A 21,789-nucleotide genomic window follows, 5' to 3' on the forward strand; every position below is an offset into this window, starting at 1 on the left:
GCTTAGTGTCCTGCCTGTGGCCCGGGAACCTGGGCGAGGGGAAGTGGGGTGTCATCGACCCGGACGTGCTCACCGGGACGGGCGTGTTGCAGCCCTTCGATGACGATGCGGTCGCCGGGTTTCAAACCTTGCGTGACGATCCAGCGATCGCTTTGCACTGCGCCCAGTTGCACCGGTTGCTGGCTGACCTTCTGTTCGGCGTCCAGCAGCAGCACCTGGGCAACCCCGGCGCTGTCTCGCAGGATCGCTCGTTGCGGCACGGTGATGCCCTGGCTGTTGATCGCCTGTTCCAGGCGCACGCGGACGAAACTGCCCGGCAGCAGGTCCAGGTCGGGGTTGGGGAATTCGCTGCGCAGGGTGATCTGACCGGTGCTTGGGTCGACGCTGAGGTCGGTGAACAGCAACTTGCCGGGCAGCGGATAGGGGCTTCCATCGTCCTGAATCAACGTGGCCTTGGCCTGGCCCTGGCCGACCGCTTGCAAAAGCCCTGCGCGAAAGGCCCGGCGCAGGTCGTTGAGTTCGCGGGTCGATTGCGTGAGGTCGGCGTGGATCGGGTCCAGTTGCTGGATCAACGCCAACGGCGTGCTTTCGTTCTGCCCCACCAAGGCGCCTTCGGTCACCAGGGCGCGACCGATGCGTCCGGAAATCGGCGCGGTGACCGTGGCGTACCCCAAGTTCAGTTTCGCCCGTGCCACTGCAGCCTTGCTGGCAGCGACATCGGCGGCGGTCTGGCGCACGCTGGCCTGGGCGTTGTCGTAATCCTGGCCACTGATCGCCTTGTCATCGATCAACTGGGCATAACGCTGGGCCTGCAAGCGAGCCTGGAACGCATTGGCCTCGGCCTTGCGCAACGCCGCCTCGGCACTGTCCAGGTCGGCCTTGAACGGCGCCGGATCGATGCGAAACAGCACCTCGCCCTGTTTGACGTCGCGGCCTTCACGAAACACCCGCTGCAAGACCACGCCGGCCACCCGCGCCCGGACTTCGGCGACCCGTGGCGCGGCGATCCGGCCGCTCAGCTCGTTGCTGATCGACAGCGGCCGGGCCTGGACGGTTTCGACACGCACGCTTGCCAGCGGGTCGGATGCTTGCGGGGTCGAGGCGCTATCACAGCCACTGAGCAGTAGTGGGCCGACCAACAGGCTCAGTGTGACGACAGGAATCTTGGACATGGTGCTTCCCCACTATTGAACCGCCCATGGTAGGGATCAAGGCCAACGACAGGGGTGAAGCTTTGTAGGCGCTCTGTGAAATTGTGTAAGCATCCTTAAACTCGAAAGTGCCCCACCAACTGCTGTTGACGGTTGGCCATGGCATGCAGCGAGTGGCTCGCCTGCGAGGCTTCTTCCATCCGGCTGGTCAAGGTCTCGCTGATCCCGCGAATGTCGCTGACGCGATGGCTGATGTCTTCCACAACAGCGCTTTGCTCCAGGGCGGCGCTGGCGATCTGCTGGTTCATGTGCTCGATCACTTCCACCGCGTCGCTGATGTGTTGCAGCGCCGTTTGGGTCTTTTCGACTTGAACGACGCTGTCCCTGGCCTGTTCGCGGCTCAATTGGGTGCTGTGCACGACTGCCTGGCTCAACTGTTGTAATGCTTCGATCACCGTGCGTATCTGCTCGACCGAGTTCTGGGTGTTGCTGGCCAAATGGCGAACTTCGTCGGCCACCACGGCGAAGCCGCGTCCCTGTTCACCGGCCCTGGCCGCTTCGATGGCGGCATTCAAGGCCAGCAGGTTGGTCTGCTGGGCAATGGCACAAATCACATCCAGCACCTGGCCGATGTGTTGACTGTTGCCGGCCAGCGCCTGCACTTGCTCAAGCGTGGTCTCCAGGCGCTGGTCCAGGCTGTCGATGCTGGTGACTGCATTGGCAAATAATTCGCGCCCTGATCGGCTGGCGTTTTCGGCGACGGTGGCGGCATCGGCTGCCTGGTGGGAATGGCGGGCCACTTCCTGGGCGCTGGTGCTCATTTCATGTAGGGCGGTCGCCGCCAACTCGACTTCCCGGTACTGCGTGTGCATGCCCGCGCTGACTTCCCGGGCCACCTGCGCCGAGGTATCGGCGGTGTTGCGGGTGTCCAGGGAGGCTTGCTGGATATCGCGGATGATGGGTTGCAACTTGTCGAGAAAGCGGTTGAAGCCCTGGGCCAGATGGCCCAATTCATCGTGGCGGTCGTTGGGCAGGCGCTGGGTGAGATCGCCGTCGCCGTCGACAATCGCATCGAGCATGTGCGCCACCCGCAGCAGCGGCCGGGTCACGCCGTAAGCGGTGAGCCAGATGAGCAACAATCCCAGGCCGGCCGCCAGCAAGCCGAGGCTGAGGTTGAACCAGTTGGCCTGGCGATACTTGTCGTCCAACTGCGCCTGCATGTGCTGGGCCGGTGCTTGCACAAGCGCTTTGGGCACGCGTATCTGCAATTGCCAGGGGGGATTGTCGGGGACGGTTTGCACGGCTTGTCGAACGTCGACGGAGATGCCGTCAACCGTGCCGCTTTGGCCCGCAACTAGCCCAGACGGGGAAAGAATGTTGATCTCGCTGTGGCCGGGATACAGGTCGTTGGCAAGGCTGGCGGCGAGTTGCTGGAGGGTCTCGAGGCTGATGTCCATGCCCACCACGCCGATGACTTTGCCCTGGTCCAGCAACGGTATGGAGATGCTGCTCATCAACGTCTTCTGGCCTTCAACCTCGATCGCGTAGGGCTCTGTCACGCAGGTGCGCCCCAGGGTCTGCGGGCAGACGTACCAGGCGTTGGCCGGCTCGCTGCCCGGAGGTGCGGTGTTGGCGCTGATCTGGGCTTCGCTGAGCACCTCTTGCACCAAATGGCCGGGTTGGCTTTGCGACCAGTACAGGGCAAAGCGACCTTTTTCATTGCCGGCCAGATCGCGTTGACCAGTGAAACCCGCATCTTCACCGACCAGCGCGTCGGGCAGCAGCACCACGTAGAAACCGAGGACTTTTTCGCGGTTCTGAAGGGCTTGGCGGGTCGCGACGATCAGGTCCCGGCGCAGTTGCCCTGGCGTCAGTCGCCCGTTCAGTGCCTGGGCGCGCAGTTGCAGAACCTGTTGGGCAAAACCTTCTCCATAGATCGCTGTTTCGCTGAAAAAGCGTTCCACCCGCTGACCGTGGGCCAGGCCCTGCGCCTGTAAACCTTCCAGTGCCGAGCGCCCGAGCAGTTGACTGCTTTGCTGCTTGAGCAGCGTGGCGCCTTGCTGGTTCTGATACAGGGAGGCGCCGGTCAACGCCCCGACGACGGCGAGCAGGCACAGGCCACTCAAGAGCGTGATCCGCCATTGGATAGAGAGACGAGCCAAGAACATGCTGAAGTTTCCTGCGCTTAGGGGCTTTTATTTGTTTTGGTCCCAGCACTGTTTGAAGGGCGGGCGAGGCTATCTTGCGGCAGGAAGCGCCTGCCGGTTATCCCGAATCGGCAGCCGTTGTGCGCCGACAGCGGACTAATGCGGGTCACTCAATAAAACGCTGAACCCGGGGTCACAGAATGCCCTCTGGCCTGCGGTAGGAGCTGCCGAAGGCTGCGATCTTTTGATCTTTATCTTGAAACTCAATGGTGCTGAAAAGATCGCAGCCTCGCTTCGCTCGACAGCTCCTACAGCGCCATCCAGACCCAGCGGGAGACGGGTTTGTCGGCGTTACAGCATTGGACTGACCTGTTTTGGGGCGCGGTCTTGGATGCTGCCGTTTTGGGATAGCGAAGGGTTTCGGCCAGGGCCTAGCATCGAATCCAGCGTGCAAGCAGAACAATAAGCTTTTGGAAGTCGGCGAAGCTGGCCGTCTGCGATCCAGCAACAACTGCCTCATACAATAAGGTCAAGAACAATGAGCGTATCTTTCCCGATCAGCAGCTCGACGGAGCTCAAGCGCGGCGCCTTGGGTGTCGGTTTCATCATCTTCTTTGTGATTTCGGCGGCGAGCCCCTTGAGCGTCATCGCCGGCGGCTTCCCTATTGGCATTATGCTGGGCAACGGCGCTGGCACACCGGCATTGCTGATCCTGGCCTTGCTGGTGTTACTGGCGTTCTCGGCGGGCTACACCGCCATGTCCCGTCACATGACCAACGCCGGTGGTTTCTATGCCTTCACTTCCCGCGGCCTGGGTGGCCTGGCCGGCGGAGCGGCGGGGGTGTTGGCGATGTTTGCCTACAATATTCTCCAGGTCGGCCTCTACGGCATGTTCGGCGGCGTGGTCAGTGGCACGATGGCCAGTGTCTTTGGCCTGGACTTGCCTTGGTGGACGTATTCGCTCCTGGCGATGGCGAGCATCGCGGTGCTTGGCTATCGCAAGATCGACCTGTCGGCCCGGGTGCTGTCGGTGGTGGTTATTGCTGAGTACCTGGCGATCCTGACGCTGGATTTTGCCATTCTCAAGACCGGTGGCGACAGCGGTATCAATCTCGATTCGTTCGAGCGCAGCCATGTGTTCAGCGGCACGCCGTCAATCGGCTTGCTGTTCTGCTTCGCGGCGTTCATCGGCTTCGAGGCCACCACCATCTACGGCGAGGAGGCCAGGAATCCGCATCGCACGATTCCCATTGCCACCTACAGCTCGGTGCTGTTGATCGGTGGCTTCTATGCCCTGTCGGTCTGGGCGATGGTGATCGGCGTTGGGGCCGACAAGATCGTGCCGACCTTGCAGGCGCTCCAGGATCCGACGACGTTCATCTACGGCATGTCCGATCACTTTGTCGGCCCGCACCTGACCCAGATCATCCGCGTGCTGTTCATGGTCAGCATCTACGCCGGGCTGCTGGCGTTTCACAATGCTGCGGCCCGTTACTTCTATGCCATCGGCCGCGACGGTTTGCTGCACAGCCGATTGGGCACCACCCATCGCGTGCACCAGAGTCCGCACATGGGCTCGGTCCTGCAAAGCCTGATCGCGGCGGTGGTGGTACTGATCTTCGCCGCGCTGGACGCCGATCCGATCCTTCAGCTGTTCGCCTGGTTTTCCAACCTGGCCACGCTGTGCGTGATCTTGCTCATGGCGCTGACCTCGGCGGCGGTGTTTGTCTATTTCCGCGCTCACCCGGAGCTGAAGCTGGGGCTCTGGCGCGGTCGGATTCTTCCGGTCTTTTCGTGCCTGGCATTGCTGGCGGTCCTGGCCCTTGCGGTGATTCATTTCGACGTGCTGACCGGCGCCAGCCAGCTCTTGTCCTATGGCCTTTGCGCGGTGATTCCCGCAGCGCTGATCGTCGGCGTGTTCCTCGCGGCTCGATTGCGCAAGGCATCACCTGAGCGATTCACGGCGCTGGGAAGCCACAAGCTCTAAGGCGTTACGCACAACGTCAATCCACCCAGAAAACAAGTCCGCTGTCGTTCGGCACGGTTCGTCAGCGCGTGAAAGGAAGGTGCTATGCACGATTATCAAATGCTCATCAATGGGGCTCGGGTCGACGGTGAGAACGGGCACTTTGATGTGCTCAATCCGGCGACCGGTACGGTGTTCGCTCGATGCCCGGCCGGTTCCCTGGCCCAGCTGGACCTCGCTGTCGAAGCAGCGCAATCGGCCTTCATCGAGTGGCGACACAGCACCCATGAAGATCGCCGTCAGCGCCTGCTGAGCATCGCCGCCGATCTCGAGCAGGAAGCCGAAGCATTGGCCCGGCTCATTGTCCAGGAACAGGGCAAGCCACTGGAGCTGGCGTTCTCTGAAGTGATGGGCGCGGTGGCCTGGACGCGCTATGCCGCCGAGCAGCAGATTCCCGTGGAGTTGGTGGAAGACACCCCGACCCAGCGCATTGAACTGCACCGCAAGCCGTTGGGTGTGGTCGCGTCGATCACGCCTTGGAATTGGCCGTTCATGATCGCTGTCTGGCACATCATGCCGGCGTTGCGGGCCGGCAATTGCGTGATCAGCAAACCGTCAAGCCTGACCCCTTTGAGCACCCTGCGCCTGGTGGAAGTCATCGCTCGCCACGTGCCTCGGGGCGTGATCAATAGCGTGACCGGTGAACAAGGGTTCGGCAGCGCGATCACTGCCCATGCCGGCATCCAGAAGATTGTCTTCACCGGTTCGACCGCCACCGGCCAAAGCGTGATGCGCGGCGCCGCCGGCAACCTCAAGCGCCTGACCCTGGAGCTGGGCGGCAACGATGCCGCCATCGTGCTGCCAGGCACCTCGGTCGAGGCGGTCGCCGAAGATATTTTCCAGGCTGCATTCCTGAACATGGGGCAGACCTGCGCCGCCCTCAAGCGCTTGTACATCCACCACTCCCAGTACGAGGCTTTTGCCGAAGCCCTGACCCTGATCGCCCGACGGCAGGTGGTGGGGGATGGCCTGGCGCCCGGGGTCACGTTTGGCCCGGTGCAGAACCTCGAACAGTTGGCGCTGGTGGAGGAGCTGGTGGCGGATGCCCGTGCCCAGGGCGCACGCGTGTTGTGCGGCGGTGCTCGTCTGGACCGCCCGGGCTTTTTCTATCCGCCGACGTTGGTCGCCGATGTGACCGACGGGCAGCGCCTGGTGGATGAGGAGCAGTTCGGGCCGGTGTTGCCGCTGATTGCCTACCAGGATGTCGAGGATGTCCTGCGTCGCGCCAATGCGGGCGACATGGGCCTGGGTGGATCGATCTGGGGACGCGACAGCGAGCAGGCACAGGCCCTGGCCAGTCGCCTGGAATGTGGCATGGCTTGGGTCAACTGCCATGCGCAGATCCAGCCGAATACGCCGTTTGGCGGCAGCAAGATGTCCGGGTTCGGCGTCGAGTTCGGCCTTGAAGGGTTGCTGGAGTTCACCGGCCAGCAACTGCTGTACGTACGCAAGCGTGAAACAGAGTGAGGACTGCAACCATGTACGAGCACTACAAGACAGCACAAAAAAAATTCTGGCACCCGATGAGTTCTTCGGCGCCAGCCAACCGCTCCAAGACGTTGATCATCGCCCGTGGCGACGGTAACTACATCACCGACATCGAAGGCCATCGCATGCTCGATGGTGTCGGCGGTTTGTGGAACGTGAACGTGGGCCATAATCGAGCTTCAGTGAAGGCGGCCATTGCCGCGCAGCTGGACGAACTGGCTTATTACCAGACCTTCGACGGCATCGCCCATCCGCGGGTGTTCGACCTGGCCGAGCGGCTGACGTCGATGTTCGCCCAGGAAAACATGACCCGGGTGTTGTTCAGTTCCGGCGGTTCCGACGCGGTCGAGACGGCCCTGAAAATGGCCCGCCAGTACTGGATCGCCAGCGGCGAGCCAGGGCGCACGCGCTTTCTCTCATTGCGCAATGGTTACCATGGCGTGCACGTGGGCGGTACATCAGTGGGCGGCAATGGGGTTTATCACTACAACCACGGGCCGCTGTTGGCCGGCTGTCATCTGCTCGACACGCCGTGGCTGTACCGCAACCCCTGGGACTGCCGCGATCCGGAAGAACTGACCGCGCACTGCATTCGTCAGTTGGAAGACCAGATCGCGCTGCTCGGCCCGCAGACCATTGCCGCGCTGATCGCCGAACCGGTGCAAGGTGCCGGCGGTGTGATCGTGCCGCCGGCGTACTACTGGAAGGGGCTGCGCGAAGTCTGCGACCGCCACGGCATCCTGTTGATCGCCGATGAAGTGGTGACGGGTTTCGGCCGCACCGGTTGCATGCTCGGCAGTCGTGGCTGGGGTGTCGCCCCGGACGTACTGTGCCTGGCCAAGGGCATCACCGCCGGTTACATCCCCATGGGCGCCACGGTCTTCAACCAGCGCATGGTCGATGCCATCGAGAACGGCCCGGGCTTCAGCAACGTCATCATGCACGGCTACACCTACAGCGGGCACCCGACTGCCTGCGCGGCGGCCCTGGCGGTGCTGGACATCGTCGAGGCCGAGGATTTGCCGGGCAACGCCGGGAAGGTCGGTGCCCAGTTGCTGGAACAACTGCAACCGCTGACCGAACGTTATGCGGTAGTGGGCGAAGTGCGCGGCAAGGGCTTGATGATCGCTGTGGACCTGGTGGCGGACAAGGCCACGCGCGAGCCGCTTGATCCTGCTACGGGCCTGGCCTCGCGCATCGCCGAGCAGGCGCGCCGGGCCGGTGTATTGATGCGCCCGATAGGCAACAAAATCGTGATGTCGCCGCCGCTGACCCTCACGTCCGACGAGGCCGCCATGATGGTCGGCGCGTTGGACAGCGCGCTTGCCGACTGCCGCTAGCCTGCAAGCCGGCGCAGCGTGCTGCGCCGGCTCCTGAATACAAAGACAGCCTTCAAAAGGCGCACCACAAGGAGCTCCCGCCATGCGGAACCTATCGCGTATGGAATTTTTCGGCAGTGGCCTTGCCTGTACGCTGGCGCTTTGCGCCGCGAGTCAGGTCCAGGCCTATGAGTTGTATGCCGATGACGACACTCACCTCAACGCCGACATGCTGGCCGTGTTCGGTCATTTCAACAGCCGCAAGAACTACGACGGCAGGCCAGGTGGTTCAACCTGGCGCGAAGGCTTCATCAAGTATGGCGTCAGCGGCGACCAGGGCCTGGCCGGCCATGGCACCGCCTACGGGGCGTTCAGCCTGGTCAGCTCCGCCACCTGGGGCGATGGCGACGCGGCCGGCAATACGCTGGGCAGCGAGCGCACGACGAAGATTGAAGACGCTTACCTGGGTTGGCGTTCCGCCGATCTGTTCCCCGTACTGGGACAGGACGGCGTCGATATCTCCGGCGGCCGCCAGGTGGTCAAGCTGGGCAGGGGATTCTTGATCAACGATGACGGGCCGAACCTGGGCAAAGGGCCTGCCGATGGTCGCTTGAATCGCGGTGGCGCCTATTACCTGGCTGCCCGCCACGCGTTCGATCAAACCGCCGTATTACGTCTGGGCGGGCAGGATGGGCTGCATGGCAGTGTGGTGTGGCTCAAATCCGATAACCGCGCCCAGGCCGAAACCGAACTGGCCGCCGGCACGCTCGATTACACCGCCAAGGCGGGCACGTTGGGGCTGACCTGGATACATGGCATCGACGTGAACGAGCAGTGGGCCAGCGATGTCCAGAAGCAACGCAAGGGCATGGACGTCTACAGCATTCGTGGTGAGGGCGACGCGGGCATCGAGAACGCCAGCCTGGCATTCGAATACGCCTGGCAGGACAAGGACGCCGGCCCGCAGAACGCCTGGTACGCCGAGGCCGGCTACACCTTTACCGATCTCGCCTGGGCCCCGAAACTGACGTACCGCTACACCCGCTATTCCCAGAAGTGGGACTCGCTGTTCACCGGGCTCAGCACGGGCTACGGCACCTGGTTCCAGGGTGAAGTCGCGGGCAATTATGCCGGGCCCTTCAACAGCAACACGGGCATTCATCATGTCGGCCTGACAGCCACACCGTTGGAGAACCTGACCCTCGGGGCGTTGTACTTCGATTACAACACCGTGCGTAAAGACAGCGCCCTTAACCTGGATGCCCGCGAGCTGGATCTGTATGCCGAGTGGGCCGTCAATGAGCACTTGATCATCACGCCGCTGATAGGCCTCTACAAGCCGGATCGGGATGCAACGACCGGGGGCAATCAAGTGGCGGGCAATGGCACCAACGTGTACAGCCAGGTGACGGTGGTCGTGCCGTTCTGAGGCAGGGGCTGTTCGATAAACTTTGTGGCGAGGGAGCTTGCCCCGTCGGGACCTGTAGGAGCTGCCGAAGGCTGCGATCTTTTGATCTTTCGTTGAGACTCAATGGGGGCGAAAAGATCGCAGCCTCGCTTCGCTCGACAGCTCCTACAGGGCAGCGGTAAGGCCGCACCTCCGGTTTCTAGCCGATGGCAGGCGGATTCTGCATTCTCTCGGCAATCCGCCGGGTGGTGTCCATCACCATTTCAATCACGGTTTCCTGGCGCAGCAGTTTGAAGCTGTCGGTGCTGCCGACGGCTGAAAGGCTGCCTACCACCTCGTCGAGCCCGGGGTTGATGATCGGCGCCGCGATACCGGTGAGCCCCAGATTGAGTTCATCGTGGGTCAGGCAATAGCCGTCCTTGCGGATCTTTTTCGCCGCTTTGGAAAAGCTTGCCCAGTCATAGCCGTTGTCGGGGTCCTTGGCCATGTGTTCTTCGAACAGGCGTTGCAGGCGCCGTCCCTTTTGGAAGGCGATCAACACCTTGGATTGCGCACCGCGAAAAAACGGCAGTGGCTGGCCGCGACCGAATGCGAACTGGTAGGTGTTATCGGGTTCGGCGATGTAGGTGTTGATGATGTGGCCGTCATAGAAAACGCTGGCGAACACCGCCAGGCCAGTGGCCTCGGACAGCTGGTGCATCAACTCGCGGCCCGCCACGAGGATCGGGTCGTATTGGCGCATCATCCAGTCGAGCTCGATGATGCGTGGCCCCAGGCCGTAGCTGCCGGCATCCACCCGGACCAGCAGGCCCGCATCACACAAATCCTTGACGTAGCGGTACACGGTCGCCCGTGACAGGCCCATGCGTTCGGCGATGGTGTCGGGGTCGATCTTCAGCGTGGCCGGGCCGAACAGGTCCAGCACACTCAGCATTTTGCTCAGACTGCTCATTTCGCTCCTAAAGGGGGAATGGCGCGTAGGTGGTCGTTTGGGTGAGCACTATAGGTAGGTGCGCCGATGATGGAAAGCCCGCTCGTTAGGCGGACAGGGCGTTGCCACGATACGCCAGTGCTTGAGAAAAACAAACGGATTGATGGCCTTATTCTCGTGGTAATTTTGCATAAATCTCAAAATAAGAGCTTTTATGTGTAAAAAGTACTTGAGTGGAGGGTTCTTCTATGTGATAAATCCCAGCCACTGCAAACGCTCGATCAAGAGGGCTGGAAATGAATGGTGCGCAACTGATAGTGAAAGCGGCGGTGGCGAGCGGTATCGAATACTGCTTCGCCAATCCCGGAACGACTGAAATTCCCCTGGTGGCAGCCATGGCCAGTGCGCCAGCCCTCAAGCCGGTGTTGTCCTTGTTCGAAGGGGTGTGCACCGGTGCTGCGGACGGCTATGGCCGGATTGCCGGCAAGCCGGCGATGACCCTCACTCACCTGGGGCCAGGCTTTGCCAATGGCATTGCCAACCTGCACAACGCGCGTCGCGCCAACACCCCGATCGTCAACGTCATCGGTGATCACGCGTCCTGGCACGTCAATTACGATCCGCCGTTGGCCAGTGATATCCAGGCGTTGGCCGGCAGTGTTTCCAAGTGGGTACGTACCTCGCGCACGGCATCGGGCGTTGGTGAAGATTTCCAGGAGGCGGTGCGTGCCGCCTGGCAGGCCAACGGCCAGATCGCCAGCCTGATTCTGCCGATGGACCTGCAAGCCAACACGGTGCAGCACGAGAAAGCCTTCACCGCATTGCAGGCCCCGGTTCGGCGTTTTGCCGGTGACCGGATCGAGGCGGTCGCCCAGGCCCTGCGTGATGGTCGGCGCCTGGTGTTTATCGTCGGCGACCAAGGCTTGTCGGTCGCCGGGCTCGAAGCGGCGGGGCGCCTGGCGCAACTGCCGGGCGTGCGCCTGTTCGCCGAAACCTTTCCGCGCCTGAGTTATCGCGGCGGTGGTTTGCCTGACCTGGATCGCCTGCCGTACTTCCCCGAAGTCGCCATTGAGATCCTTGACCAGTACGACGCGGTGGTGTGCGCCGGCGTGCCGGAGCCGATCAGTTATTTCGGCTACGAAGGCATCGCTTCTCGCCTGGCCGAACGTGAACGCCTGCTCTGCCTGGCGGAAGTAGGGGACGATGTTGCCGGCGCACTCACGGCGCTTGCCGATGCGCTTGAAGCGCCGGCTTATGTGCCAACGCCAACCGGTATCGAGCTGCCGCCAAGCGAAGCTACGTTGACCCCGCAGTCCGTGGGTCAGGTGCTGGCTGCGTCGCTGCCGGACGACTGCATCGTTTCGGTGGAAGGCGGGACGTGCGGCTATCCATTCTTCACCGCTTCGGCCCATGCCGCACGGCATCGGGTCTTGACCAACACCGGTGGGGCCATCGGCCAGGGCATCCCGGTGGGTTTTGGCGCCGCCATGGCCGAGCGCGGCAACCGCGTGTTCTGCCTGCAATCGGACGGCAGCGCCCAGTACACCATCCAGACCTTGTGGAGTATTGCCCGCGAGCAACTGCCGGTGGTGATCCTGATCGCGGCCAACCATCGCTACGCCATTTTGCAGAACGAGCTGCGCCGCTTCGGCATGACCGACCTGGGCCCCGAGGCCCTGAGCCTGACGGTACTGGACCGGCCACGCATCGATTGGAAGGCTCTGGCCAAAGGCTACGGCTTGCCGGCCAGCACCGTGCACACCAACGGTGAGTTGCAGCGCGCCCTGGCCAACGCCAAGGCCGATGGCGGCCCTTGCCTGATTGAAATGGCACTGTGAAGGAGCGGATATGAACCCGATTCAATTGTTACCTGCCGTCGAGAAGTTCCTGTCGCAACCGGGTCGGCTGTTTATCGGTGGCACTTGGCAGGACGCCGCCGATGGCCGTCGGTTTGCCGTGGAAAACCCGGCCACTGAACACACCCTGGCGCAAGTCGCCGAAGGTGGCGAGCGCGACGTCGATGCCGCCGTCGCTGCCGCCCGCGCGGCCTTCACCGGGCCTTGGGCGCAGCAGTCACCGGCCCAGCGCGGGTTGTTGCTGTTTCGCCTGGCGGAGCTGCTCGACCAGCATCGCGAAGAGCTGGCGCAACTGATCACCCTGGAAAACGGCAAGCCGATCGGCGCGGCCCGGGGCGAAGCAGCCAGTGCGGCCAATATCATTCGTTACTTCGCCGGCTGGCCGACCAAGATCGAAGGCAGCACGCTGCCGGTCTCGCCCTCCAGCGGCGCCCCGATGCTCAACTACACCTTGCGCGAGCCGGTGGGCGTCTGCGCCTTGATCGTGCCGTGGAACTTCCCGCTGACCATGTGCGTGTGGAAGCTTGGCCCGGCGCTGGCGACCGGTTGCGTCGCGGTGCTCAAGCCCGCCGAGCAGACGCCCCTGGTGGCGATTCGCCTGGTGCAGTTGATCGAGGCCGCCGGTTTCCCGGCTGGTGTGGTCAACCTGCTCACCGGCCTCGGCGTGCATACCGGCGCACCGCTGGCCCAGCACCCGGACGTGGACAAGATCGCCTTCACCGGTTCGACTCAGGTGGGGCGACTGATCGCCCAGGCGGCCACCGGCAATATGAAGAAGGTCTCGCTGGAGCTGGGTGGCAAGTCCCCCAACATCATCCTGCCGGACGCCGATATCGTCCGTGCCGCCAAAGGCGCCGCCGACGGCATTTTCTACAACCAGGGGCAGGTATGCACCGCCGGATCGCGTCTCTACGTGCACGCCAGCGTTCTCGATCAGGTGCTTGAAGAACTCCAGCGCCACGCGGCCGCCCATGTGTTGGGGCCCGGCCTGGATCCGGCCAGCAGCATGGGCCCGCTGGTCTCGGCCCGGCAATTGGGCACGGTGCGTGGCTACCTGCAACGGGGCCAGGAAGAAGGCGCCGAGCTGATCTGCGGCGGTGATCGGCCGGCCCACCTGGAGCACGGCCACTTCATCCGCCCCAGCGTGTTTCTCGACCGCGCCGAGCGTGCCTGTGTCGCCCGGGAAGAAATCTTCGGCCCGGTGCTGACCGTCATGAGCTGGACCGAAATCGATGAACTGGTGCTGCGCGCCAACGACTCGCCCTATGGCCTGGCGGCCGGTCTCTGGACCCGTGACTTGCGCTCCGCCCATCGCGTGGCGGCGCAGTTGAAGGCCGGCTCGGTGTGGATCAACTGCTGGAACGTCGTCGACCCGGCCTCGCCATTCGGTGGCTACAAGCAATCCGGCTGGGGCCGGGAAATGAGTAAGAACGTGATCGATGCCTACACCGAAACCAAAAGTGTCTTCGTCGATCTCGCCTGAGCCGAACAATCACAAGAGGAACTGCTATGGATCTGGAATTACAAGGCCGCGTGGCAATCGTCACCGGCGGTGGCATGGGCATCGGCAAGGAAGTCGCGCGCTTTCTGTCCCAGGAAGGTTGCAAGGTGGTGATCTGCGCGCGGCGCATGGAATACCTCCAGCAAGCCGCCGAGGAAATCACCGCAGAGACCGGCAACGAGGTGCTGCCGCTGTTCTGTGACACCAACCAGATGTCGGCGGTGTCCGACATGGTGGAGGCGGCCCACAAGCACTTTGGTCGCATCGACATCCTGGTCAACGGCGCCGCCGCACCGTCCGGTGTGGTGCGCAACGACATCGAGCATGCCGGCGACGACGAATTGCTCTCGGACCTCAACACCAAAGTGATCGGCTATTTCCGTTGCGCCAAGGCCGTGACGCCGCACATGAAGGCCGGTGGCTTCGGTCGCATCATCAATATCGGTGGCCTGACCGGGCGTGGCAGCAAGGTCCTCTCGGGTATGCGCAACCTGGCCATCGCCCACATGACCAAGACGCTTTCCGACCAACTCGGCCCCTCCGGCATCACGGTCAATCTGATCCACCCCGGCGTTGTGGACACCCCGCACATCCAGGAGCTCTACGAGCGCGAAGGGATCAAGCAGGGCAAGACGCCCGAGCAGGTGGAGCAGGGCTACATCGACGCGACGCCGATCCGGCGCACCTTGGCGCCTATTGAAATGGGCTGGCTGATCGGCTTCCTCGCATCCCCCAAAGCCGGTGCGGTGACCGGGGAATCCATTGGCATCGACGGCGGCTTGACCCGCGGCATCTTCATTTGAGGAGCAGCAGTGATGAGTAACGGAACCCTTTTGGTCGCCACCGTAGGGCAAGCGGTGATCCGCAGCGCCGACGATGGGCGTACCTGGCATCGACTGGGCCTGGGCCAGGACCTGGAATTCGACGCGATCACCCGCTCCCTGAGTTTCCATCCGGGGACGCCTGAGGTGATCTACGCCGGCACCGACGTCGGCCTGTGCATCAGCCTTGATACCGGAGGTCATTGGCAGCGGTTGGATTCGCCATTCAATGGGCAAACCGTCTGGAAGGTGGCCGTGGATCCTCAGGATGCACAGCGCATTTTCGTCGGTACGGGTGCTCCGTCGCGCGCGGTGCTGTGGCGCACCCTCGACGGTGGCCAGAACTGGGAACGTGCCCCGGTGGAGATCCCGGAGTTCTGCGACGGCGTCAGTCGTCCGCGTTTGCTGGCCTTCGCCTACGACCCGACGGATCGCAACCAGCTCTGGTTCGGCCTGGAGGAGGGCGGGTTGTTCCACAGCCGTGACGGTGGCGATGGCTGGACCCGTGTCGACGATCGCTTGCTGTGGGACTACAACTCGGACGTGCACAACATCGTGGTCCTGCCCAACCATGGGCAAAAGGTCATCGTGGTGGTGTGCGTCAACGCCGTTTACCGCAGCCTTGACGAGGGGCAGACCTGGACCGGCATCGTCGCCCGGGAAGCCTTCGGCCTGTACTACGTGCGTGCCATGAATGCACCGTTGGGCAGCGAGGATACGCTTTACCTGAGTATCTCCGACGGTACCCCTGGTACGACCAGCAAGGTGCTGGTCTCGCGCAATGCCGCCCTCAGTTGGGAAGTGCTGCCGCTGCCACAACAGCCCAACTCCTGTGTCTGGGCGATTGCCTTGAACCCCGCCGACCCTCGCCAGATCGTCGCCGGTACCAAATATGGGCATCTGTTCACCTCCGAAAATGGCGGTGACGGCTGGCAGAAGCAGTGGCGTGAATTCAGTGAAATCGCTGATGTGCTCTGGACGCCCGCCGTGGCGCAGATCAAGTCCGGGCATCAATCCATCATCAAGAAAAACTGAGGGACCGCGCGATGAAAGTCGAAGTCGTTCGTACTCACCTGTCGCTATCCGTGAGCGACCCTGAAGTGTCGGCGCGTTGGTACGCCGACGTGCTGGGCATGCATGAAAGCGCCCGGGGTGAAAGCTGGATCATGATGGCCTTCGGTGCCAAGCATCACGACATCGCGTTGCTCCGCGCAGCACCCGGGGCCCACCAGGGCGGGCTGGGCTTGCAGCACTACGGGCTGGAAATCGCCGGCGACATGACCACCCTGCGCCAGCTCTACGGCATGTTGCTGAGCAAGGGCGTCGAGGTGGTGAAGATCACCGACCACGAGATCGGCAACGGTGTGTACTTCAACGACCCCGACGGCAATCGCATGGAATTTTTCCTCGAGACCGAACACGACGATGCGCGTGGCAAGGCGCGTTTCAGCGCCGCTGGAGCGCCTAGCCGACATTTCGATCTCGACCCACTTTGAAGAGACTGCTCTTATGAAAACCGCAAATTTCGCCAGTTACCACATCCGCAAATGGTATAGCTTCGTCGAGGAAACCCTGGCCAACGAAACGGGCCAGTTGGCCGATGGTGAGCCGCTGTTCAAGTACGCCATTGGCGCCGTGATCGCCAACCCTTATGCCGGCCGTTTCAGCGAAAGCCTGGCCGAGCTGGTAGAGCCGTCACCCTTGCTGGGCCAGGAGTTTGGTCGGCGTATCCGGGTAATGGCCGGCCAGCGCGAAATCGTCAGCTACGGCAAGGCGTGCCTGGTGGGCAGTCAGGGCGAGTACGAGCATGGCAATGCACTGTTGACCAACCCGGCGGCGGATCCGATCCGCGTCGCCTTGGGCGGCGGCAAGTCCTGGGTGCCTTCCACCGGCAAGCGTGGCGGGCCTGGCGTGACCATCGATGTGCCGCTGGCCCACAAGGATGCGCTGTATGTCCGTTCGCACTACGACAGCATTTCCCTGTCGTTCGGTGACGGTCCAGCCGCCGACGAGTTGATCATCATCTGGGCCTTCGCCACGCGCGGGCGTTTGCATGCACGGCTGGGTGGCCTCAAGGCTGCCGACGTCAAGGGCAATGACGGCTTGTATTGAGGTGCGCTGATCGTGGGAAGCAAACGAATGTCTGCAAACAGCCAGTTCTTCATCAATCGCTCGCAGATGCGCCTGCACTATTTGTCGTGGGGCAACCCGTCGGGCATTGCGGTGGTGCTGCTGCACGGGCTGCGCTCCTATGCCCAGACCTGGGATGGTTTGGCCAATGCACTGGGCGAGCGCTACTGCTGCTATGCCCTTGACCAGCGCGGTCGTGGCTACAGTGACTGGGCGGATGCCTCCAGCTATCGGACCGAGGCCTACGTCAATGACCTTGAAGATCTGGTGGCGCATTTGGGGTTGCAGCGTTTCGTCCTGGTGGGGCATTCCCTCGGTGGCACCAATGCACTGGAGTATGCGCGGCTCAATCCGGGACGACTGCAAGCGCTGGTGATCGAGGACATCGGCCCTGGTTCTTCGGTCAGCGGTGATGGCGCCGAGCGCATTCGGCGCGAGATGAGCCAGACACCGTTGTTGTTTCCTGACTGGGAGAGCGCCGCCCAGTTCTGGCTGCAAGCGCGACCTGGCCTCTCTCAGGAGGGGCTGGCTTCCAGGTTGATGTATTCCATGAAGGAAACCCTGGCTGGAATCGAATGGCGTCACGACCAGCAAGGTATCGCCCAGGCGCGCCTGAGTATTGCCCCGACAGACTTGTGGCCGGCGGTACGGGCACTGGATTGCCCGACGCTGTTCATTCGTGGCGCCCGTTCCGATTTCCTGCCGTTGGCGATCCTTGAGTCGATCAAGCAGGCCAATAAGTGGGTGCGCACAGAGGAAATCGCCGACGCCAGCCATTACGTCCATGATGACCAGAGCGAAATGTTCAACCTTGTCGTCATGGACTATCTGTATGACCAGTGCCTACAACCACAACAACAAAGCGGTGAATAGCGATGAAGCAGGAGAAAACCCAGGTTGTCATCGTGGGCGGTGGCCCCAACGGAATCACGGCCGCTCATTACATGGGGCTGTACGGCATCGACTGCATCGTCCTCGAGTTGGCTGACGGCGTCCTGCCGTATCCCCGCGCCGTGGGCATGGATGACGAAGCGCTGCGGGTGTTGCAGGGCATCGGCATCGCTGAACTGGCCGCGCGTGACATGATCTGCAACGTGCCCCTGCGTTACTACAATGCGCGAGGCGTGTGTTTTGCCGAGGTCAAGCCGAGCACGGCCCACTATGGTTGGCCGATGCGCAACATCTTCATGCAACAGTTGCTGGAAACGACATTGCGCGAGCAACTGGGCAAGCACGCCAGTGTCGAGTTGCGCCAGGGCCATGAAATGCTCGATCTTGAGCAGGATGCCGAGGGCGTGACCTTGCAGGTGCGCGATGCCCAGGGTGAGCTGTATCAATTGCAGGCGCAGTACGTGATCGGCGCCGATGGCGGACGTTCCAGCGTGCGCAAGAAACTCGGTATCGAGCTGCTGGGGTTGACCCATCCGCGCAAATGGGTGGTCATCGATACCGCCAACGACTCCCTGGATGCACCGTATACAGCCCTGCATGCCGACCCTCAGCGACCTTTCGTGTGCATTTACCTGCCGTATCAGCAACGGCGCTGGGAGTTCATGCTCCTGGAGGGTGAAGACGAGAGCCGGATGTGCGAAGAAGCGACGATCCGGGACTTGATTCGTGGGCATATCGGCGATGCGGTCGATCAACTGGAAATCATCCGGATCCGCGCCTACACCCATAACTCTCGGGTCGCGGCGCGCTTTGTCCAGGGCCGTGTGGCATTGGTGGGGGATGCGGCGCATATTTCCCCGCCCTGGGCCGGGCAGGGGCTCAATTCGGGCCTGCGTGATGTCGCCAACGTCACCTGGAAGCTTGCCGCGATCCTCCAAGGGCGGGCGTCGCCGGCGATTCTTGCCAGTTACGACCAGGAGCGCCGCGGGCATGCCACCGATCTCATCGCGTTGGCCGACAACATGGGCGCAGTGCTGGGGCTGACCAACCCGCTGATGGCCGGTGTGCGGGACTGGTTGTTCCAGGCCGTCAACAGCGTCGACAACCTGCGCTCGCACTTGCTGGAATTCAAGTTCAAACCCAAGGCGACCATCACCAAAGGCCTGGTTCATCACGAGCGTGCCGAGCTGCATGAGGATGATCTGGTTGGGCAGCTGTTCATCCAGCCGTCTGTCGAAGACGCCCAGGGCCAGCGCCGGCGCCTGGACGAGGTGCTGGGGCATTCCTATGCGGTGCTGGGGTATCGGGTCAATCCGAGCGAACAGCTCAGTGAGCAAACCGCCGCCTGGTGGGCGCGTTGGGAGACGCGTTTCATCCAGATCAATCGCTCGCGCAGTGGCGTGGGGCGTAACCAACCCATGTCCGTCAATGGCGCCATTTGCGTCGAGGACGTCGATAACCGCTTGGGCGAATGGTTTGCCAAGGTGCGTGACTGCGTAGTGGTGGTGCGGCCGGATCGGTTCGTCGCCGCGATCACCACACCTGAGCGGCTCGAAGGCGTCTTGCGCAAATTGGCGGAGCAACTCTCATGAGGCGCGAAGATGATTTCCTGGTCCGGCTTCAGGATGCCGCGCAGGCCGTACACGCCTTGCCTTCGTTGGAGCCACAGGCCGTTGACCTGCCGGCGGGCTACACCTTGCAGCGCGAGGCATTACGCCGACGCCAGGCCGCTGGTGAGCAGTTGACCGGATGGAAAGTGGCCTTCGCCGGCCGCCCCGCCCAGGACCGTTTCGGTATTGATGAACCGGTGTTGGGCGCACTGACCGATGCCATGGCCGTGGAACCTGGCCGTTCCGTGTCGCTTGCCCGGCTGATTCAACCCAAGCTGGAAATCGAGCTGGCGTTTGTTCTGGGGCGTACGTTGCTGCCAGGTTTCTACAGCGATGATGACATTCTGGCCGCCGTGTCCGAGGTCGCGCCGGCGTTCGAAATGGCCGATTGTCGCTGGCAGGGCTGGCGTTTCGGCGTTGGGGCGTTTCTTGCCGACAATGCCGCGGCGGGGCTGTATTGCCTGGGTTCGCGGGTCAGGTTCCATCCCGAGCAACTGCCCCACGTGAACTATCGCCTGGAGTGCGACGGGGTGCCTTGCGGCGAGGGCAATGCCCAGGCGCGCGAGGACACACCCCAGGCCAACCTGTGCTGGTTGGTCCGCAGGTTGCTGGCCGATGGGCAGTGCGTTGAAGCAGGCCAGGTGGTGCTGTCCGGGTCTTTATTGGCGCCCTTGGAGATCAAGGCCGCTGAGTACCGGTTGTACATGCTTGGCATGGAACTGGCTTTGGTTTTCCGGCAATAAGCACGGTTCACTGTAGGAGCTGCCGAAGGCTGCGATCTTTTGATCTTTTGATCTTTTTTCTTTCGCTTGAGATTCAAGTGTCTGGGGAAAGATCGCAGCCTCGTTGCACTCGGCAGCTCCTACACAGCGTCCGACACAGCATCGGCACAGCGTCTGGCACAGCTCCTATACAGCACCGGGCAATAAGCACAGTGTCACCGAGGAACAATGATCATGTTCGCCGAAGTCCGTACCTTCAATGATCCTCAGCAACACGCCGGTTCGATCCTGGGCTGGCAACAGGTCTATGACCAACTCGGGCGTGGCTGCCTTTCCAGCGAGCTGCGGCAGGTGTGCGCCGAACGTTTCCAGATATTCCAGGAGGTGCTGGATAAACGGGTGGTGCAGCGCGGTAGCGCGCCAAAAGGGCGCTTGTGCATTGCCATGTCGCTGGGCGGTGCGCCAGTGGTCCAGGGGCACCAAGTGGGCGCCCACAGCGTCGTGCTGTTGCGCGATGGCGAGGACTTCGTCTTGCACGCCCCGGAAGGCACGCATTTTTTCGCGGCGAATGTCGACACGGTACGGTTCGCCAAGCTGGCGGCCTACGAACTGTCGAGCGAACAGCTCAATCGTTTGAAAAGCGTGTCCCAGGTCAGCGTGGATGAGGCGGTGCTGCGCCGCGTGCAACAAATGATTCACCCATTGTTTCGTCACCTTTTGGAACAGACGGACGCGGTCAATCCAGCCTCGGAAAAAATCCTCGAGGACGTTCTGCTCAACGCCTTTCTCGACCTGTTCAGTCACGCTTCGGACGAGGTGCGTGGCCGGCGCGGCAATTTTGCCGTCAGTGCCTATTTGGTCAAGCGCTGCCAGGAGCTGGTCGTCGCCAGTGCAGAGGTGCCCTTGAGCATCCTCGATTTGTGCGAGCAATTGCGGGTGAGCCGCAGGACCCTACAGAACAGTTTCCAGGCGGTCACCGGGATGCGTCCGGTGGAGTACCTGCGCAACCTGCGGCTCAATGCCGTGCGCCGGCGTCTGATCACGACCCATGCGGCGGCACTGAACGTCAGTGAGATCGCCGTGGCGATGGGGTTTTTCCACCTGAGTCATTTTGCGGCCCATTACCGGGCGCTGTTTGGCGAGTCACCCTCAGATACGCCTAGGGCGCCGGCCTGATGGGCGACTGTTTGCGGTGTTAGCGCTGCTGTTCACTTAAGAACGCAGGCGAATCTGTGGCGAGGGGATTTATTCCATAAACGCTCACCAACCCCCTCATTCCACAACTCGGAGCAACCTCACGCCTGACAGCTCTACATCGGCCCGCACCGCCGTTTCGTGCATCGAACAATCCGTGCTCAGATCCAGCAATCGTCAGGCGGTTCAGGTTGCACGCCTATCCCCCCGCAGCCCCACGCCCCTCCAAAAATACCTGCCCCGGCAACGTAAACCCTCGTAGCCTGAGCAACGCCATCGGCCCGGCGTCCAGTTCGGTGCGCAGGTGCCAGGTCAAGCCCAGCCCATCGGGGGCCTTGAGCACCATGCGGTAGCGGCTGTCGCCGTCATCCAGTGCGGTGAACGTGGCTTGCTCCAGCAAGCGAATCAGCCCCCAGGTGCCGGCGTAGTCCGCGAACAACCGCTCGCCAGTGTGGACGCTGGTCCAGGTCAGGCTCACGCCGGGGTAGTCGCTACGCCCCGGCCAGCCGAAGCGCTGCCAGCGCTCCTTCTGGTTGAAATACTCGTGTTTTTCACCGTTGAGGATGAAGGTGGTCTGCACCACATCGCGCACCC

Annotated in this window: 18 protein-coding genes and 1 pseudogene; 14 read left to right on the plus strand and 5 right to left on the minus strand. The window is 62.4% G+C overall.

All coding sequences use genetic code 11. The features are described from left to right. Window positions 1-2: 2 nt before the first annotated feature. The 3 genes and pseudogenes from AACY31_RS19310 to AACY31_RS29005 form a co-directional block, all read right to left on the minus strand. Window positions 3-1,172, minus strand: coding sequence for an efflux RND transporter periplasmic adaptor subunit (locus AACY31_RS19310; protein WP_339504977.1), 1,170 nt, complete (start codon window positions 1,170-1,172; stop codon window positions 3-5). Between the two features lie 95 nt (window positions 1,173-1,267). Beyond that, window positions 1,268-2,023 carry a methyl-accepting chemotaxis protein gene (locus AACY31_RS29000; protein WP_445261563.1) on the minus strand — a complete coding sequence of 252 codons (756 nt, stop codon included), beginning with the start codon at window positions 2,021-2,023 and terminating at the stop codon, window positions 1,268-1,270. A gap of 102 nt (window positions 2,024-2,125) precedes the next feature. Beyond that, window positions 2,126-3,319 (minus strand): annotated as a pseudogene (locus AACY31_RS29005) (PDC sensor domain-containing protein); the annotation flags it as partial. 517 nt (window positions 3,320-3,836) lie between these two features. On the opposite strand from AACY31_RS29005, the gene AACY31_RS19320 reads away from it, so the two are divergent. From AACY31_RS19320 to AACY31_RS19335, 4 genes are all read left to right on the plus strand, one after another. Further along, window positions 3,837-5,285 (plus strand): APC family permease, encoded by a 1,449-nt coding sequence (locus tag AACY31_RS19320; RefSeq protein WP_339504978.1) that lies wholly within the window; start codon window positions 3,837-3,839, stop codon window positions 5,283-5,285. 84 nt (window positions 5,286-5,369) lie between these two features. After that, window positions 5,370-6,791, plus strand: a complete 1,422-nt coding sequence (locus AACY31_RS19325) for an aldehyde dehydrogenase family protein (RefSeq protein WP_339492123.1) — start codon at window positions 5,370-5,372, stop codon at window positions 6,789-6,791. Between the two features lie 11 nt (window positions 6,792-6,802). Then, entirely contained in the window at window positions 6,803-8,152 is a 1,350-nt protein-coding gene (locus AACY31_RS19330; RefSeq protein WP_024619773.1) for an aminotransferase class III-fold pyridoxal phosphate-dependent enzyme, read from the plus strand. Between the two features lie 82 nt (window positions 8,153-8,234). After that, window positions 8,235-9,560 carry a hypothetical protein gene (locus tag AACY31_RS19335; protein ID WP_339482070.1) on the plus strand — a complete coding sequence of 442 codons (1,326 nt, stop codon included), beginning with the start codon at window positions 8,235-8,237 and terminating at the stop codon, window positions 9,558-9,560. 178 nt (window positions 9,561-9,738) lie between these two features. Here the strand turns inward: AACY31_RS19335 and AACY31_RS19340 are convergent, their stop codons facing one another. Continuing rightward, complete coding sequence (locus AACY31_RS19340; RefSeq protein ID WP_339482069.1) at window positions 9,739-10,491, minus strand: IclR family transcriptional regulator; 753 nt, start codon at window positions 10,489-10,491, stop codon at window positions 9,739-9,741. Window positions 10,492-10,766: 275 nt separating this feature from the next. Between AACY31_RS19340 and AACY31_RS19345 the strand changes: the two genes are divergently transcribed. From AACY31_RS19345 to AACY31_RS19390, 10 genes are all read left to right on the plus strand, one after another. Continuing rightward, entirely contained in the window at window positions 10,767-12,308 is a 1,542-nt protein-coding gene (locus AACY31_RS19345; RefSeq protein ID WP_053187581.1) for an acetolactate synthase large subunit, read from the plus strand. A 10-nt stretch (window positions 12,309-12,318) separates the two neighbouring features. Continuing rightward, window positions 12,319-13,809, plus strand: coding sequence for an aldehyde dehydrogenase family protein (locus AACY31_RS19350; protein ID WP_339482067.1), 1,491 nt, complete (start codon window positions 12,319-12,321; stop codon window positions 13,807-13,809). A 26-nt stretch (window positions 13,810-13,835) separates the two neighbouring features. Continuing rightward, window positions 13,836-14,630 (plus strand): SDR family NAD(P)-dependent oxidoreductase, encoded by a 795-nt coding sequence (locus AACY31_RS19355; RefSeq protein ID WP_339482066.1) that lies wholly within the window; start codon window positions 13,836-13,838, stop codon window positions 14,628-14,630. Window positions 14,631-14,642: 12 nt separating this feature from the next. Beyond that, on the plus strand, window positions 14,643-15,683 hold the full coding sequence (locus AACY31_RS19360; protein ID WP_339504980.1) for a YCF48-related protein: 1,041 nt from the start codon (window positions 14,643-14,645) through the stop codon (window positions 15,681-15,683). 11 nt (window positions 15,684-15,694) lie between these two features. Further along, window positions 15,695-16,144 carry a VOC family protein gene (locus AACY31_RS19365; protein ID WP_339482063.1) on the plus strand — a complete coding sequence of 150 codons (450 nt, stop codon included), beginning with the start codon at window positions 15,695-15,697 and terminating at the stop codon, window positions 16,142-16,144. 13 nt (window positions 16,145-16,157) lie between these two features. After that, window positions 16,158-16,760: an amino acid synthesis family protein gene (locus AACY31_RS19370; RefSeq protein WP_339492126.1), complete on the plus strand. Its 603-nt coding sequence runs from the start codon at window positions 16,158-16,160 to the stop codon at window positions 16,758-16,760. Window positions 16,761-16,787: 27 nt separating this feature from the next. Then, window positions 16,788-17,651 (plus strand): alpha/beta fold hydrolase, encoded by an 864-nt coding sequence (locus tag AACY31_RS19375; RefSeq protein WP_339482061.1) that lies wholly within the window; start codon window positions 16,788-16,790, stop codon window positions 17,649-17,651. 2 nt (window positions 17,652-17,653) lie between these two features. After that, the gene (locus AACY31_RS19380) at window positions 17,654-19,261 is read left to right on the plus strand and encodes a bifunctional 3-(3-hydroxy-phenyl)propionate/3-hydroxycinnamic acid hydroxylase (protein ID WP_339492127.1); all 1,608 of its coding nucleotides are present in this window, start codon (window positions 17,654-17,656) and stop codon (window positions 19,259-19,261) included. Continuing rightward, window positions 19,258-20,022, plus strand: coding sequence for a 2-keto-4-pentenoate hydratase (locus tag AACY31_RS19385; protein WP_339482058.1), 765 nt, complete (start codon window positions 19,258-19,260; stop codon window positions 20,020-20,022). The genes AACY31_RS19380 and AACY31_RS19385 overlap by 4 nt, the downstream gene beginning before the upstream one ends. A 213-nt stretch (window positions 20,023-20,235) precedes the next feature. Then, entirely contained in the window at window positions 20,236-21,177 is a 942-nt protein-coding gene (locus tag AACY31_RS19390; RefSeq protein WP_339482056.1) for a helix-turn-helix domain-containing protein, read from the plus strand. A 217-nt stretch (window positions 21,178-21,394) separates the two neighbouring features. Here AACY31_RS19390 and AACY31_RS19395 read toward each other — a convergent pair. Further along, window positions 21,395-21,789 (minus strand): type VI secretion IcmF C-terminal domain-containing protein (locus tag AACY31_RS19395; protein ID WP_339504981.1); only part of this gene is annotated, 395 nt, incomplete at its 5' end.

Origin of the sequence: Pseudomonas sp. RL_105y_Pfl2_101, assembly GCF_963970585.1 — a bacterium.
Lineage (GTDB): Bacteria > Pseudomonadota > Gammaproteobacteria > Pseudomonadales > Pseudomonadaceae > Aquipseudomonas.